At 72.0% G+C, this 15,954-nt stretch carries 13 protein-coding genes and 2 tRNA genes; 1 reads left to right on the forward strand and 14 read right to left on the reverse strand.

Going from position 1 to position 15,954, the window contains the following annotated elements; genetic code table 11:
- Positions 1 to 530: 530 nt before the first annotated feature.
- From ACLJT4_RS26290 to ACLJT4_RS26310, 5 genes are all read right to left on the reverse strand, one after another.
- Positions 531 to 1,376: a DegV family protein gene (locus ACLJT4_RS26290; RefSeq protein WP_016573216.1), complete on the reverse strand. Its 846-nt coding sequence runs from the start codon at positions 1,374 to 1,376 to the stop codon at positions 531 to 533.
- Between the two features lie 291 nt (positions 1,377 to 1,667).
- Positions 1,668 to 2,432 carry a hypothetical protein gene (locus ACLJT4_RS26295; RefSeq protein WP_411125774.1) on the reverse strand — a complete coding sequence of 255 codons (765 nt, stop codon included), beginning with the start codon at positions 2,430 to 2,432 and terminating at the stop codon, positions 1,668 to 1,670.
- Between the two features lie 276 nt (positions 2,433 to 2,708).
- Positions 2,709 to 5,606 (reverse strand): leucine--tRNA ligase, encoded by a 2,898-nt coding sequence (locus ACLJT4_RS26300; RefSeq protein WP_411125776.1) that lies wholly within the window; start codon positions 5,604 to 5,606, stop codon positions 2,709 to 2,711.
- 321 nt (positions 5,607 to 5,927) lie between these two features.
- Entirely contained in the window at positions 5,928 to 7,886 is a 1,959-nt protein-coding gene (locus tag ACLJT4_RS26305) for a protease pro-enzyme activation domain-containing protein (RefSeq protein ID WP_411125778.1), read from the reverse strand.
- Between the two features lie 347 nt (positions 7,887 to 8,233).
- Positions 8,234 to 8,306 (reverse strand) — tRNA-Ala (locus ACLJT4_RS26310).
- Positions 8,307 to 8,471: 165 nt separating this feature from the next.
- On the opposite strand from ACLJT4_RS26310, the gene ACLJT4_RS26315 reads away from it, so the two are divergent.
- Positions 8,472 to 9,851 carry a glycosyltransferase 87 family protein gene (locus ACLJT4_RS26315; RefSeq protein ID WP_411125780.1) on the forward strand — a complete coding sequence of 460 codons (1,380 nt, stop codon included), beginning with the start codon at positions 8,472 to 8,474 and terminating at the stop codon, positions 9,849 to 9,851.
- Between the two features lie 249 nt (positions 9,852 to 10,100).
- Here the strand turns inward: ACLJT4_RS26315 and ACLJT4_RS26320 are convergent, their stop codons facing one another.
- The 9 genes from ACLJT4_RS26320 to ACLJT4_RS26360 all read right to left on the reverse strand — a co-directional run bounded on the left by ACLJT4_RS26320 (position 10,101) and on the right by ACLJT4_RS26360 (position 15,836).
- Positions 10,101 to 10,334, reverse strand: coding sequence for a hypothetical protein (locus ACLJT4_RS26320; protein ID WP_016573211.1), 234 nt, complete (start codon positions 10,332 to 10,334; stop codon positions 10,101 to 10,103).
- Between the two features lie 3 nt (positions 10,335 to 10,337).
- Positions 10,338 to 10,514 carry a hypothetical protein gene (locus tag ACLJT4_RS26325; protein ID WP_275464703.1) on the reverse strand — a complete coding sequence of 59 codons (177 nt, stop codon included), beginning with the start codon at positions 10,512 to 10,514 and terminating at the stop codon, positions 10,338 to 10,340.
- Between the two features lie 754 nt (positions 10,515 to 11,268).
- Positions 11,269 to 11,341, reverse strand: a tRNA-Ala gene (locus ACLJT4_RS26330).
- Positions 11,342 to 11,453: 112 nt separating this feature from the next.
- Entirely contained in the window at positions 11,454 to 12,107 is a 654-nt protein-coding gene (locus tag ACLJT4_RS26335; protein WP_037635120.1) for a histidine phosphatase family protein, read from the reverse strand.
- A complete protein-coding gene (rsfS, locus tag ACLJT4_RS26340; protein ID WP_016577822.1) occupies positions 12,104 to 12,538 on the reverse strand; it encodes a ribosome silencing factor in 435 nt (144 codons plus the stop codon). Before rsfS ends, ACLJT4_RS26335 begins: the two co-directional genes overlap by 4 nt.
- A 208-nt stretch (positions 12,539 to 12,746) precedes the next feature.
- On the reverse strand, positions 12,747 to 14,633 hold the full coding sequence (locus tag ACLJT4_RS26345) for a LytR C-terminal domain-containing protein (protein ID WP_411125783.1): 1,887 nt from the start codon (positions 14,631 to 14,633) through the stop codon (positions 12,747 to 12,749).
- Positions 14,634 to 14,657: 24 nt separating this feature from the next.
- Entirely contained in the window at positions 14,658 to 15,269 is a 612-nt protein-coding gene (gene nadD / locus ACLJT4_RS26350) for a nicotinate-nucleotide adenylyltransferase (protein WP_037635115.1), read from the reverse strand.
- 53 nt (positions 15,270 to 15,322) lie between these two features.
- Positions 15,323 to 15,484 (reverse strand): hypothetical protein, encoded by a 162-nt coding sequence (locus ACLJT4_RS26355; protein ID WP_411125786.1) that lies wholly within the window; start codon positions 15,482 to 15,484, stop codon positions 15,323 to 15,325.
- A 202-nt stretch (positions 15,485 to 15,686) separates the two neighbouring features.
- Positions 15,687 to 15,836, reverse strand: a complete 150-nt coding sequence (locus ACLJT4_RS26360) for a hypothetical protein (protein WP_016577758.1) — start codon at positions 15,834 to 15,836, stop codon at positions 15,687 to 15,689.
- Between the last annotated feature and the right edge of the window lie 118 nt (positions 15,837 to 15,954).

Genomic DNA, 15,954 nt, shown 5'->3' on the forward strand with positions numbered 1-15,954 from the left:
CTCGCGCCGGAAGCCCCCTCCTCGTCCCCGTCCCCCTCACCCGCTTCCAGGCCGGCACCGAAGATCACCGCGGCCCGCGCGCGCATCCGCTCGCGCTTCCACTGCCGCGCTCGCTCGCGCTCCCGCTTCCCCCACCGCGCGAACGGCGCTGCGGAGGTCACGGCTCGGGCCGACGGGCCGGACTCGCCGCCCGACGGCTCGGACGCGGAGAGGGACACCGACACGGACGTTGCATCCGGCGAGAAAGCCGTTCGAAAAGTGCTCATGGCACTCGACGTTAGGCACCTCGCGCGGATCTCGCTGAACGGCCTCACGACCCGTGGACAAGTAGCGAGTTGTGGATAATTCCGTCACCCACAAGAGCATCCGAAGGCACCATCCGCCACGGCCCGAGCACGCGCCACAGAGCCGTCACACGACGACCGACTCGTCGCCCCCAACCGCCATGACGACCGCGCCCGCGCCTCGCACCGCCGCCGCCCAGGACGTCGACGGCCAGGACGTCGACGGCCAGGACGTCGACGGCCAGCTCACCGCGGCGAGACCACGGCTCCGAGCAACCCGGGCCCCGTGTGCGCCCCGATCACCGCGCCGACCTCGCTCACGAGCAGCTCGTTGAGCCCCGGCACCCGTTCCCGGAGCCGCTGGGCCAGTGCCTCCGCGCGCTCCGCCGCCGCCAGGTGGTGCACCGCGATGTCGACCTGCCCCTCCCCGGCCCGCTCCGCGGCGATCTCCTCCAGGCGTGCGATGGCCTTGGAGGCCGTGCGGACCTTTTCCAACAACTCGATGCGTCCGTCGGCCAGTTGCAGGATCGGCTTGACGGCGAGGGCGGAGCCGAGCAGGGCCTGCGCCGCCCCGATCCGGCCGCCGCGCCGCAGGTAGTCGAGGGTGTCGACGTAGAAGTAGGTGGAGGTGCCCGCGGCACGCTTCTCCGCGGCGGCCACCGCGTCGTCGACGTCCCCGCCCGCGTCCACCACGTCCGCCGCGGCGAGGGCGCAGAACCCGAGGGCCATCGCCACCATCCCGGTGTCCACGACCCGCACCGGCACCGGGGCGTCCTTCGCCGCCAGGACCGCCGCGTCGTAGGTGCCGGAGAACTCCGAGGAGAGGTGCAGGGAGACGATGCCGGCCGCCCCGGCCGCCGCGAGGGTGCGATAGGTGTCCGCGAACACGGCGGGGCTCGGCCGCGAGGTCGTCACGGGGCGACGCTTCTGGAGCGCCTGGGCGACGGATCTCGCGGAGATCTCGGTGCCCTCTTCCAGGGCCTGGTCCCCCAGGACGACGGTCAGCGGTACGGCCGTGATGCGGTGGCGTTCGACAGCCGTCCGCGGCAGGTAGGCCGTGGAATCGGTGACGATCGCGACATGGCGGGACATGACTGGGAGGTTATCCGGGGAGGCCGGCGCTCGACAGTGCGGGCCCCTCCCCAAGATCTTCCAGGTTTGGCCAAGGCTACGCCAAGTCCGCCCAGGTCACGGCCCGTCGACGACGAACGAACACGAAGGCGACGACTCGAAGACGAGGAACGGACCGCGGCCGATCGCCGGACACGACCGGACCGCGGGAACGACGGCACGCGACGTCCGCCGCGAGTCCTCACGACCCGCCCGGAGCACGATCGCTCGCGGGCCTTCCGCCACCCCTCGCCCTTCGAGGGGCCGCCGGCCCTAGCCCACTACGCCGCCGCTGCCCTCGGCCCGGCGGGACGGTTCCGGCTGCGGCGTCTTCTCCCACGGGTACGTCGGCCGGGTGCGCGGATCCCGGGCCGGTATCGCCGGGGCCTCGTCCTCCACCGCCCCCCAGGAGTACGCCCCGCCACCGGCCGGGCCCGCATCCGCCCCGGAGGCCCCGCCGGCCGTCCCCCGCTCCCGCTCGCCTCCCGACGCGTCGTCCGTCCAGTGCCGCAGGGCGCCCGCCTCCACGTTGATCTGGTCGCTCAGCGCGGCGAGGTCGTCGTCGGCGAACTTGCGGGCACGGTCCCGGGCGGCCCAGCGCAGCGACTCCGCGGAGTGCGTGATCCGCGCCAGGCGTTCCCGCAGCTCGGGGAGGCGGTCCGCGAGGGTGGCCCGGTTGGGTTCGCGCTCCAGGCGGCGGAGGTCGTCGTCGAGCTCCCGGCCGTGCGCACTGAGCCGCTCGAAGAGGCGTCCCGCCTCGGCGAGCGAGGTGTCGTCGGGGGAGGCGTCGCGCAGGATCTCCTGCGTGGCGCGCATCGAGGTGCGCAGCGAGAGCCGCAGTTGCGCCAGTTCGCCGACGACGCCGGGCTGGGTGAACTGCCGGGCCCGCAGGGTGGTGTCCTCGACCGTCCGCCGGGCCTGCGCGACCTTGCGGTCCACCCCGCGCTTGGCCGCCTGCGCCGCCTTGACCGCGACGAACACCCCGGCGACCACGAACAGCACGAAGAGCAACCCGAAGATGGCGACGGCAGCTTCCATGGGCTCTCCCCTGAGGTGTCGACGGCGCCGGTTCTGCGCCGGCGCCCGTACCTCCACGGTAAACGCGTCGGGCAGGTCGGGGGTTCCAAACGAACCCCCAACCTGCCCGTAGGGGAAACCCCCTACACCCGCCCGAGGCCCCGGCCCCACGCACCACCCCGGCCCATAAAAGACCAGTTCAGGAGCGTGGAGGCGGGGATCAGGGAGGTGTGCTCGACGGCCGCGGGGCCGGGGCGGGATCTCCCCTCGCCCCGGCCCCGCGCGCCGCCGTCCGGCTCACGCCGGAACGATGTTCACCAGCTTCGGCGCACGGACGATCACCTTCCGGATGCCCGCGCCGTCCAGCGCCGCGACCACCGCCGGCTCGGCCAGCGCGGCCGCCTCCAGGTCCGCGTCGGAGATCGTCGGCGCGACCTCCAGACGGGCCTTGACCTTGCCCTTGATCTGCACGACGCAGGTCACCGTCTCGTCCACGACGTACGCCGGGTCGGCCACCGGGAAGTCCGCGTGGACGACCGAGTCGGCGTGGCCCAGCTTGCGCCACAGCTCCTCGGCGATGTGCGGCGCCAGCGGGGCGACCAGCAGCACCAGCTGCTCCGCCACGGTGCGCGACACCGGGCCGCCCACCTTGGTCAGGTGGTTGTTCAGCTCGGTGATCTTGGCGATGGCGGTGTTGAAGCGCAGGTTCGCCATGTCCTGGGTGACGCCGTCGATCGCCTTGTGCAGGGCCCGCAGGGTGGCCTCGTCCGGCTCGGCGTCGACGACGGTGACCTCGCCGGTCGCCTCGTCCACCACATTGCGCCACAGCCGCTGCAGCAGGCGGTACTGGCCGACGACGGCCCGGGTGTCCCACGGGCGCGACACGTCCAGCGGGCCCATCGCCATCTCGTACAGACGCAGGGTGTCCGCGCCGTACTCGGCGCAGATCTCGTCCGGCGTGACGGCGTTCTTCAGGGACTTGCCCATCTTGCCCAGCAGCCGGGAGACCTTGCCGCCCTCGTAGTAGAAGACGCCGCCGTCGTGCTCCTCGACCTCCGCCGCCGGGACCGCGATGCCGCGGGCGTCCCGGTAGACGTACGCCTGGATCATGCCCTGGTTGTACAGCTTGTGGAACGGCTCGACGGACGAGACGTGCCCCAGGTCGTGCAGCACCTTGGACCAGAAACGGGCGTACAGCAGGTGCAGCACGGCGTGCTCGGCGCCGCCCACGTACAGGTCGACGCCGCCGTGCGGCTGGCCGTCCCGCGGGCCCATCCAGTACTGCTCGACGGCCGGGTCGACCAGCGCGTCGTCGTTGTTCGGGTCCAGGTACCGCATCTCGTACCAGCACGAACCCGCCCAGTTGGGCATGGTGTTGGTCTCGCGGCGGTAGCGCTGCACCCCGCGGCCGTCGCCCAGGTCCAGTTCGACGTTGACCCAGTCCTCGTTGCGGGACAGCGGGGTCTCGGGCTGGGTGTCGGCGTCGTCCGCGTCGAAGGTGCGCGGCGAGTAGTCGTCGACCTCGGGCAGTTCCAGCGGCAGCATCGACTCGGGCAGCGAGTGCGCCACGCCGTCCTCGTCGTAGACGATCGGGAACGGCTCGCCCCAGTAGCGCTGACGGCTGAACAGCCAGTCGCGCAGCCGGTAGTTGACGGTGCCCGCGCCGATCCCGTTGGCGGACAGCCACTCGGTGATCTTCGCCTTGGCCTCGGTCACGCCCAGGCCGTCCAGCGAGATGGCCGCACCGGCGGAGTTGACCAGCTTCGCGTCGTACGAGGCGAACGCGTCGTCCCAGGTGGCGGCGTCGGTGCCGCGGCCGTCGGTCGGCTCGACGACGCAGCGCATGGGCAGCTCGAAGGCGCGGGCGAAGGCGAAGTCGCGAACGTCGTGGGCCGGGACGGCCATGATCGCGCCGGTGCCGTAGCCCATCAGGACGTAGTCGGCGATGAAGACCGGGACCTGCTCGCCGCTGACCGGGTTGGTGGCGTACACACCGGTGAAGACGCCGGTCTTGTCCTTGGCCTCGGCCTGCCGCTCGACGTCGGATTTGGCGGCGGCCTGCTTGCGGTAGGCGGCGACGGCCTCGGCCGGGGTGGCGTGCCCGCCGGTCCACACCTCGTGGGTGCCCTCGGGCCAGGCGTCGGGAACGATGGAGCCGCCGCCGTTGTCGGCGCCGGCGATCAGCGGGTGCTCGGGGGCCAGGACCATGTAGGTCGCGCCGAACAGGGTGTCCTGGCGGGTGGTGAAGACCGTGATCTTGTCGGTGTCGCCGACCGGGAAGTCGACCCGGGCGCCCTCGGACCGGCCGATCCAGTTGCGCTGCTGCAGCTTGATGGCCTCCGGCCAGTCCAGCGCGTCCAGGTCGCGCAGCAGCCGGTCCGCGTAGGCGGTGATGCGCATGTTCCACTGGCGCAGCTTGGCCTTGAAGACCGGGTAGTTGCCGCGCTCGGAACGGCCCTCGGCGGTGACCTCCTCATTGGCCAGCACCGTGCCCAGTCCGGGGCACCAGTTGACCGGGGCGTCCGAGGCGTACGCCAGGCGGTACTCGCCCAGCACGTTGGCCCGCTCGATGCCGGACAGCTCGGCCCAGGGCCGGCCGTCGGGGGTGGGCCGGGTGCCGGCCTCGAACTGGGCGACCAGGGTGTCGATCGGCCGCGCCGAGTCCGCCTCCGGGTCGTACCAGGAGTTGAAGATCTGCAGGAAGATCCACTGGGTCCACTTGTAGTACGCCGGATCGATGGTCTCGACCGAACGGCGCTGGTCGTGGCCCAGGCCCAGGCGGCGCAGCTGGCGCCGCATGTTGACGATGTTGGCCTCGGTGGAGACCCGCGGGTGGGTGCCGGTCTGCACGGCGTACTGCTCGGCGGGCAGGCCGAAGGCGTCGAAGCCCAGGGTGTGCAGGACGTTGTGGCCCGTCATGCGGTGGTAGCGGGCGTAGACGTCGGTGGCGATGAAGCCCAGGGGGTGGCCTACGTGCAGCCCCGCACCCGAGGGGTACGGGAACATGTCCATGATGAACTTCTTGGGACGGGCCACCAGCTCGGCGTCGCCGCCCAGGTCGCCCTTGGGGTTCGGGGCCTCGTAGGTCCCCTCCGTCTCCCAGAAGTCCTGCCAGCGTGCCTCGATGTCCGCGGCCAGCGCGGCCGTATAGCGGTGCGGCGCTGCCACCTCAGCAGCATTGGTCGTCTCGCTCATCGTCCTCAAAGCTCCATCGATCGTCTCTGCCTGCGGCTGCTGCGGACACGGTTTCTGCGGAAACAAAAATGCCCCTCTCGCAGGAGGGGAAGCCGCGCCGATGCCGACCCGGGCGGCCACAGCGAAGGGCCCGGTCGGGACTGATCAGCGCGGCCCGCTAAGCAGAAGGCGTACGGCACACATGGCGTCAGGCTACCGCAGGGCACCCAGGGCCCGCGCCCGGGATTCCCCCGGCGCGGGCCCCGCTCCCGTACACCCGCGCTCCTGCCGCGGCGCCCTCAAGGACGCGGGGCCACGGAGCGCGGGTGCCGCGCACGGGTGTCAGGGACGGTACGAGCTCACGTATCCGGCCCCCGGCGTGCCGACGCCGGTGACGTCGTCGTAGCCGACGGTGGCGTGCAACGAGCTGTCCTTGCCGAGGCCGCGCAGCGAGATGATGGTGCCCTTGCTGGCGTCGATGCCGTTGGCGAAGTCGACCCGGACGACCGCCAGGTCGCGGCCGGCGCCCAGCGGGTGGTCGGTGACGTCGTGCAGGGCGGACGTGCCGTAGCGCTGGTAGATGGCCGGGTTGGCGAAGCCGATGGCGATGCCGTGCCGGGCCTGCTGGGCCAGCGCCTGGACACCCGCGATCACCGGGGCGGCCAGGGAGGTGCCGCCGATGCGGTACTCCTCGTAGCCGAGCTTGCCGTCGGGCAGGGTCTGGGTCTGGCCGACGAGGAAGCCGGTGTTGGGGTCGGCGACCGCCGCGATGTCCGGGACGGTGCGCATGGCGCCGCCGCCGTTGGCCTTGGCCAGCGCGTCCGGAACGACACCGCGCTGGTAGAAGGGCTGCGCGATGGTCTTGCTGGTGCCGCCGCCCGCGCCGCCGTTGAAGGCGCCGGGGAAGTCGGTCCAGTCGTTGCCGTCCTTGGACAGCACGGCCTTCTGGGTGCCCCAGCCGGTCTCCCACTGGTAGCTGTTGCCCTTGCCGACGGCCAGGGAGGTGCCGCCGACCGCGGTCACCCACGCGGAGTTCGCGGGGGTGTCCACCTGCTTGGTGCCGGTGTTGGCGACCTCGTCACCGTTGTCGCCGGAGGAGAAGTAGAAGCCGATGCCCTCGACGGCGCCCCGCTGGAAGAGCTGGTCGTAGGCGGCTGCCGTGTCCGGGGTCTCGTTGGCCTCGACGTCGCCCCAGGAGTTGGAGACGATGTCGGCGAGCCGCCCGTCGACGACCTTGCCGAGCGAGTCCAGCAGGTCGTCGTCGTTGCAGGAGGCGGCGCCGACGTAGACGATGTCCGCGCCGGGGGCGACCGCGTGCACGGCCTCGACGTCGAGGGTCTCCTCGCCGTACCAGCCGGCCGCGCCGCACTCCTTGATGTGCGTGTAGTCCTTCGGCAGGACCTGCGAGAGCTGACCCTTGCGGTAGCGCGGGTCACCGTTGCGGCCGGCGTAGGTGTCCGCGTCCTTGGCGATGGTCGGCGAGGCGTAGGCGTCGGTGATCGCGACGGTGACGCCCTTGCCGGTCCACCCCTTCGCCCCGTAGGCGGCACGCAGCTGCTTGCCGGTGTAGCCCTTGATCGCGTACGGCGCCTTGCCCCCGTAGGCCGAGGGCAGGTTCTGGTTGGTCCGCGAACCGTAGTAGGTGGAGAACGGCCCGGAGTTGCGGAAGACCGCGGACGGCGGCGGCAGTTCGGTGGAGTGGTGCCGGGCCATCCGGGGCGCGTTGTCCAGACCGGTGACCGTCAGGACCGCGTCCGACACCGTCGACGGCGCCGAGGCGGTGGCCGACGGCGCGTGGTACGTGTGACCGTTCTTGCGGTAGTTGTGCAGGTCGGTGGCGAAGGCCCGCTCGGCGGCGGCCGCATCGCCGGTGACCGTCACGTAGCGGTCGGTGGTGCCGGTGACCGTCAGGCCGGACTTCTTCAGCCAGGCGGTCACCCGGGCTATCTGGTCCGGCGTGGCGCCGTAGCGGGCCTGCACCTGGGCGGGGCGCAGGTACTTCCCGTACAGGGCGGAGTGCGGGTCGGAGACGGCCTTGGCGTAGTCCGCGAGGCCCTTGGCGTCGCGGCCGGCCAGGTAGACCCGGGCGTTGACCGCGGTGGCGCCGGAGGTGGCGCCCTGGTCGGCCTGGTCAGTGGCCCACCGCGGCTTGGTGCCCTGCAGTGCGTGCCGGCCACCGTCGTGGCCCGCGGCGTCGGCGGCCGGTGCGCCGAGCGCGAGCGCTCCGGCGACCAGCGGCAGCGCCGCCGCCCAGGCCAGACCGACGCGGACCCGCGGTGATCTGGTGCGGCTTGCTCTCATGGAACCCCCTGCTGTGGCGATGCGGTGCGCTGCGTGGTGACGCCGCGTCGGTGCGCCGGTGCGCGCCACCTCGTCAGCGGTGAATGCGTCGGATGTGACGCTCACGCGATTCGCCACTCTTTCGGTGAACCGTTCATGTCAGGGTTATGCGATCACCAAGAAGAGACCAAGGAACGGCAACAGTCGGGCAGAATCAGCCGCGGAAAGGAGGTTCAACTTGCCACATCGAGAACGTTCTTGACCGAACATCAGGGCAACCTCGAAAGGCCCCGCACCCTGGCAACCGGCGTTCCTCGCACGCACGACAGAGCGGGTCGTCCTTGACGGACGACCCGCTCTATCTCTTGTGGAGCTAAGGAGAATTGAACTCCTGACCTCCTGCATGCCATGCAGGCGCTCTACCAACTGAGCTATAGCCCCAGGTCTTGCCCCGCTGCGGTTTTCCTTCCGGCGCCCCGCTGCGGCATCGCCTACATTACACGGACCCCCCGGCCTTCTGCCAAATCGTGCTCCCGCAACCCCACCGACGGGACCCGAGGTACTGTCGGCGAGCCGTGCCCGATTCGTCCTGGGGAGCCGTACGCCGTGACTGCGCTGGATCCCGACCAGCCCACCGAGCTTCGCGGCCCGCGCCCCGGCGCGGGCCCGATCCGCCGCCACCCGGTACTCGCCGCGGCGGTGGCCTGCCTGGTCTCCTTCGCCGCCTTCTGGGTCGCCCAGCGCCTGGCGCACGTCTCGATGGTGGACCTCATGGTCTACCGCGCCGAGGGCGAGACGGCCCGGGACGGCAAGGACCTCTACGACATGGTGGCCACCTCCGCGCGGCTGCCCAACACCTACCCGCCCTTCGCCGCGCTGCTGTTCGTCCCCCTCACCTTCTTCGGTGTCCCGCTGATGCGCACCCTGGCCACGGCCGGGAACCTCGTACTGCTCGTCGCCGTCGTCCACCTCTCCCTGCGCCTGGTCGGCCGACCCCGGCGCATCCCCCCGCTCGCCGCGACGCTGGCCCTGTCCGCGCTGCTGGTCTGGTGCGAGCCGGTCTGGACGACGCTGCGCTACGGACAGATCAACCTCCTGCTCGCCGTACTGGTCCTGTGGGACCTGACCCGACGGGACACCAACCGCTGGGCCGGGATCGGCATCGGTATCGCGGCCGGCATCAAGCTGACCCCGGCGCTGTTCGCCGTCTTCCTCGCCCTGGCCGGTGCGGTGCACGCCGTCCGACGGCTGCGCGCCGGCGCCGGGTGGCGGGCCGCCTGGAACCCCTGGCTCCGGCAGGCCGCCGTCGCCACCGGGACGTTCTGCGCCACCGCCCTGCTCTCCGCGGCCGTGCTGCCGCGCGACTCGCACCGCTTCTGGACCGAGATCGTGTTCGCCGCCGACCGGGTCGGTGAAGTGGAGATCACCGCCAACCAGTCGCTGCGCGGGGCCCTGGCCCGCCTGCTGCACACCCATGACCCCGGCGCCGCCTGGCTCGTCCTGGCCGCGCTGGCGGCCGTCGCCGGGCTGGCGCTGGCCGCCGGGGCGCTGCTGCGCGGCGATCGCGCGTGGGCGACCCTGACCTGCGCGGCCACCGCCCTGCTGATCAGCCCGATCTCCTGGTCGCACCACTGGGTGTGGGGCGTGCCGATGCTGATCCTGCTGGGCGGCGAGGCGCTGCAGCACGCGGGGGCCAGGGCCCGCCGCTGGTGGGCGGTGACCGTCGCCATGGGGCTGCTGTTCTGCTCGTTCGCGCTGTGGTGGGTGCCCCACCGCTGGCACCAGCACGAGGAACTCCACCAGAACGCGGGCCAGATGCTGCTCTCCGCGATCTACCCGCTGGCCGGGCTCACCCTGCTGGCGCTGACCGCGGCCCGACTCCGGCGCCCGCTGCCCACCGACGCGATATCCGAGCCGGCGATGCCGCCCGGGGCCCCGGTCGCGGCCGTCTCCGGCCCGGGGGGCGCGCCGGACGCCACGCGCTAGCCACCACTCGCCCGCTGCCGATCACCGTCATGTCCGCCCCCGTCACGCTGTCTTCCCCGGCACGCCGTCGCGGTCCCGCGGCCGACGGTTTCGGCAGCGGGTTCCGACACGTGAACACCGCCTCGTTCCACGGGAATTCCGAACCATCGGAATCGAGCGAAAGTGTTCGACTCTGCTCAATGCGAGCCGGAAAGTGAACGCTTGGGGAGGCTCAGGGTCGTTCCGGAACGGTCCCGTGCAGGCGCCGGCTCATGCGGTGGCGAAGGAATAGAACCGTTTCAGCGTGCAGTGCTCCTCCAGCAGCCGACCGTAGATCGGCTCCCCTTCGAGCTCGCGGTAGGTCTCGATGGGGTCGCCCTTTATGACCAGGGCACGCGCGCATTCCTCGCACCAGTACTGGTAGTCGGCGTTGACCGGTTCCATGTCGCGGACGATCGGCGTGCCGCTGCCGCACCAGTCGCACTTCCTGCTGTGGGCGCCCATCCATCAGCTCCAACTGCGGCCGCAGGCCGTACAGACGAAGGAAACACCGCCGTTGTCGCCCAGCACCTGGGCGACGCGGGAGGAACCGCACGCGGGGCACTGGAGGGTCACGCCCGCGGCGTCGCACGCGGCCGTCGGGCCGGGCGGGTCGTCAACCTGCCCAAGGATGCTGGCGGGCATCGCGATCTCTCCTCCCCTGGCGGCCGTCCGATTCTGCCACGGACCGCCCACCAGGTCAGGTCCGCCTGCGGAGCATCCCCACCGGCCCGGTGGGCAACGCCGCGCCAGCCAGTGCGAGAACCCTCCCCCGCACCCCCGGAGCTCCCCTCCCGCCGCCAACCGGTTCAGGAAGAGCGTCCGGAAAAGCGAGGTTTCCAGCCGGCGCCGAGTCCGCGACCGGGAGGAGGAGTTGACGGGGCGTCGGCAGCCGCCGGCCGTGCTCCCGTGCAGCGGGCGCGGGTGCGGCATCCGGCGCTCGACGGCCCCGGTGCCACCGCCCGCCGCACTCCGCAACGCCCCTGACGACGCCCTCGCACCCAACTCCGCGTCCCCTAAGGGCGGCACACGCCGGCGACCCCGCACGCGAGGCCCCGACCCGCCCGGCCGTCGCGGGCCAGCACCGGGTGCGCCCGTCCGTCGGCGCCCGGGGACGCCGTCCCGCACCGGCAACCGCACGGAAGGATCCAGCACGCGCCACGCACCATCGACCCGCTCCCGAGGCCGCGCGGTCCCGGAGCGGAGGCCGGAGCACTTCGTCGCCGCACTCGACGGGCCGCCCACCCCGGAGGAGTGAGGTGGCTCACGCACCGGCGGAAATCGCAGGGCGGCCTTCCGGCACGGCCGCGGGTCACGTGCGCGAGGCCGTGACGGGTGCACCGTCCACCCTGTAACGCAAAGATCCCGCCTCCTGAGGGAGGCGGGATCTTCCGGGCTGTGGAGCTAAGGAGAATTGAACTCCTGACCTCCTGCATGCCATGCAGGCGCTCTACCAACTGAGCTATAGCCCCGGGTCTTGTTCCGTTCCTCCGGGGTTTTCCCCGGCGGCGCCGCGAACAAGAAGAACTTTAGCCTGCGACCTGCCCAGATGTGAAATCCGGACCGACCGGCCCGCTCCGGGGCTCAGTCGTCGTCGCCGAGCACCGGCTCCGGCAGGGTGCCGGCGTTGTGCTCCAGCAACCGCCAGCCGCGGGCGCCCTCGCCCAACACGGACCAGCAGCAGTTCGACAGGCCGCCCAGACCCTCCCAGTGGTGGGCCTCCAGGCCGAGCAGCCGCCCGATGGTGGTGCGGATGGTGCCACCGTGGCTGACGACGACCAGCGTGCCGTCGTCCGGCAGCTTGTCGGCGTGGTGGAGGACGACCGGGGCGGCCCGGTCGGCGACCTCGGTCTCCAGTTCGCCGCCACCGCGGCGCACCGGCTCACCGCGCTTCCAGGCGGAGTACTGCTCGCCGTACTGAGCGAGGATCTCCTCGTGCGTCAGGCCCTGCCAGGCGCCCGCGTAGGTCTCCCGCAGCGCGGCGTCGTGGGACACCTCCAGCCGCGTCAGAGCGGCCAGCTCGCCGGCCGTCGCCGCGGCCCGGCGCAGGTCGGAGGCGACGATGGCGTCCGGCTGCAGGGCAGCCAGCAGCCGGGCGGCGCGCCGGGCCTGGGCCACGCCGGTCTCGGTCAGTTCGATGTCGGTCGAACCCTGGAAGCGGCGCTCCAGGTTCCACGACGTCTGACCGTGGCGCCACAGGACGACGCGGCGGCCCCGGCCGCCCTTGGTGCCGTTCAGCGCAGGTCTCCGTCCTCGTCGACCGCGGTGGCCCGGGAGTGCTCCGCGGCCTTGCCGCGGGTGGCCTTCGCCTCCTCGGGCAGGTCGATCTCCGGGCAGTCCTTCCACAGGCGCTCCAGGGCGTAGAACACCCGCTCCTCGCTGTGCTGGACGTGGACGACGATGTCGACGTAGTCGAGGAGCACCCAGCGGGCTTCGCGGTCGCCCTCGCGGCGGACCGGCTTGGCGCCGAGGTCCTTGTTGAGGCGCTCCTCGATCTCGTCGACGATCGCCTTCACCTGGCGGTCGCTGGGCGCGGAGGCCAGCAGGAAGGCGTCGGTGATCGAGAGGACGTCGCTGACGTCGTACGCGATGATGTCGTGCGCGAGCTTGTCGGCCGCGGCGAGGGCGGCGGCGTTGATGAGCTCAAGGGAACGGTCCGTGGCGGTCACAAGCGGCTTTCCGGGTCGAGGGGGCCGCTCCGGCCGGGGCGCAGGACGCGCGGCACAGTCGAGGCTCACCGGCGGTCCTGGGCGGCCGGATCGGCGGTCAGGTACCCCTCAAGGGTCTCACGGACCACCGACACTCCCGGCGGGGATTTCCGCCCCCGCCGGGAGGCCCCGGCATCCTGCCTGGTCAGCTGCGCGGTCCGGGGTGCGGTCAGCCCTTGTAGTCCTGGCCCAGGACGACCACGATGTCCGCGTTGGCGGCGACCTTCCCCTGCTGCACGGCGCCCGCCGGCAGGCCGAGCGTCTTGGCGACCTCGGTGGCCTTGGCCCGTTGCGGAGCGTCGGCGTAGGTCACCTGGGAGGTGGCCGCGGTGGAGCCGCTGCCGCCGTCGACGAAGGTGTAGCCGCCGTTGAGCAGTGCGACCTGGGCCTTGCCGGTGGTGGCCTGGTTGCCGGAGGCGTTGCGGACCGCGACCCGCGGGGTCACGCCCGGCGAGGTCTTCTTGACCGTGCCGCCCAGGACGTCCTTGACGACGCCGGCCGCCGTGCTCTGGCTGATGGTCCCGTCGGCCTGCACGGGAAGCGCCTCGGTGCTGTATTTGCCGGTCTTCGCCAGCTCGGCCCGTTGGGCCAGCGAGCTGCCCAGCTGGGCCTCGGTCAGCGGCGGGTCGAGGATCTGGAGCAGGGACTTCACGGTGGCGGTCGCGCCGTCCGCGTCGCTGGAGACCTTCGCCAGCGTGGCCTGCATGACCTGCCCGAAGCGCGCCAGTTGCTTGGCCTGGGTGTCCCCCGGGCCCTGGTAGGTGGCGTAGGCGACGGCCGCCTGCCCGTTGAGGAGCTGGCCGGTGCCCTGTTTGACGACCGGGGAGTCGCCCTTCTTGGCACCGGGGACGGCGGCGTCGGTGTCGACGGTGATCCCGCCGACCGTCTCGACGAGGTTCTCCAGGTAGGGGGTGTCCAGCCGCCAGCTGGCGTTGAGGTCGGCGCCCAGGAGGGTGTTGAGGGCCTCCCGGGTCGCGTCGGTGCCGTCGTCCTTGACGGACTTGCCGAGCGTCGTGGTGGTGCCGTCGTCCTTGGTGACGATGAGGCTGTTGGGCAGGAGGAGCGTGGTGCCCTTGTGGGTGGTCTCGTTGTCCACCAGGAGGGCGGTGGAGGTGTTGCCGGTCTTGGTGTCCCGCAGGTTCACCACCAGCACGTCGCGCTTCTGCCCGCTGGCCTCGGCCGCGGCGCCGCCGCCGGCGCCGGCCAGCCCCGGCAGCTTGCCCGCCCACCACAGGTAGCCGACACCGCCGACCACCAGGAGGGCCAGGACCACCGAGAGCGCGATGAGCCGACTGCGGCCGCGCCGCTTGGCCTCCTCGCGCCGCTCGGTGCGGCTCTCGGTGAACTTCAGCCAGTCGATGACGTCTTCGGAGTCGTCGTCCGGCTCCTCCACGAAGGAGAACTGCTCGGTGTGGTAGTCCTCGGCGTCCGGACCGCCCCCGGGAGCCGCGGTGCCCATGGGGCCGACGGTCGCGGGCGGCTCCACCGGGGAGGCCGCCGGCGCCGAGCCGGCCTGCCCTTGGGGCGCCCGCGCGTACTGCGGCTGCTCGTGGGGCTCCTGCCCCGGGTGCGGCTGCTGTCCCCCGTAGGAGAACTGCTCGTACGGCGGTTGCTGGGCCTGCTGGGGGATCCAGTCCGCCTGCTGGGGCGACTGCTGCGGGGGCGCCTGTGGGGGCTGGGCGTACGGGTCGTACTGCTGGGGGTAGCCGGGCTGCTGCTGGACCTGCTGGCCGCCGTACCCGTCGTAGCCGTACTCGGACTGCCCCTGGTACGGCTGGTGGGCGGGCGGGCCCTGGCCGCCCTGCGTCCCGTAGGGGTCATAGGGGTCGTAGCCGGGCTGGGCGCCGGGCCCGGCCGGCTGCCCGTAGGGGTCGTGGGACTGCTGCCCGTACTGCTGCTGCGCTTCGTACTGCTGCGGCGCCTCGTGGGACACCGGCCGGCCGTACGCGTCGTAGGTGTAGCCCTGTCCCTGCTGCCCGCGCTGCCCCTGTTGTGGGGCGTACGGGTCCTGGGGATGCGGGTCCTGCGGCCCGTACGGATCGTGTCGGTCGCTCACCGGTGCCCCTTTCCATCTGCCCCGTCAGCGGTCGTCGCGGTACAGCTGCTTCTTGTCGATGTAGCGCACCACACCGTCCGGTACGAGGTACCAGACCGGATCCCCCTGGGCGACGCGCGCCCGGCAGTCGGTCGAGGAGATGGCCAGCGCGGGCACCTCGACCAGGGACACCGCCCCCTCGGGCAGCCCGGGGTCCGCGAGGACGTGGCCGGGCCGGGTCACCCCGATGAAGTGGGCGAGCGACACCAGCTCCGCCGCGTCGTGCCAGGTCAGGATCTGGCTGAGCGCGTCGGCGCCGGTGATGAAGAACAGATCTGCGTCGCAGTGCTCCGCCCGCAGGTCACGGAGCGTGTCTATCGTGTACGTCTTGCCGCCGCGGTCGATGTCGATCCGGCTGACGGAGAACTGCGGATTGGACGCGGTCGCGATGACCGTCATCAGATAGCGGTCCTCGGCCGGGGACACCGTCTTGTGGCTCTTCTGCCACGGGTGCCCCGTGGGCACAAAAACGACCTCGTCGAGGTGGAACTGACTGGCCACCTCGCTGGCGGCGACCAGGTGTCCGTGATGGATCGGGTCGAATGTGCCGCCCATCACGCCCAGCCGCCGCTTCACGGGCCCTGTGTGCTCTCCCATGCGTGCAGACCCTACTTGGCGGGACGCGGTGCCGGGGGCCGGGGCGGGAAGGCTTAGCGGTCGCGGTTGAAGCGGGTCGTGATCCAGAGCAGGAGAAGCAGGATGAAAAGGGCGCTTCCACCGGTGACGTAGGGGCTCAGGCTGGCGTGCTGGCCACCTTCGTGCCCCGATTCGGCGAGGGATACCAGGGACTGTGCGGCGGAGTTCAGGCTCATCGTTGGCGGTACCAATCCGGGCGGGGTGCGGACAGAGGCTTCCGTCACATCGTAAGCGCCACGTCACCGGGGGCTCACGCCGACTCCGCCCGAAGGCGTCCCACCGGCCTCCCGGACCGCTCCGGGGGCCGGCGTGGGTGCGGCTCGGCACCGGTCCCGGCGGGCGCCGGTCCGGTGCGGTCGCCGCCGCCCTGTCCCGGCGTCAGTCCTGGTTGCCGTAGCCGCGCAGCAGGATCCACGCGAGCAGCGCGGAACCCACCACGCCGACGATGATCACGGTGCGCAGGATCCAGCCGGGGCCGCTGTCCTGAGCGTTTTCGGCGGCGGCGAGCAGCAGGCTCGGATGCGGCATGGCGGTGGCTCCCTTTTGTACGGGCCTGGCGGGCATTGGTCCGCACGCCAGCGTACGCCCGGGCATCCATTCGCCCGTCAGTGGCGTCCTCTAGTCTGAATCACACGCAGTCGAACAG

The organism is Streptomyces sp. x-19, assembly GCF_046549115.1.
GTDB classification, from domain to species: domain Bacteria; phylum Actinomycetota; class Actinomycetes; order Streptomycetales; family Streptomycetaceae; genus Streptomyces; species Streptomyces albulus_C.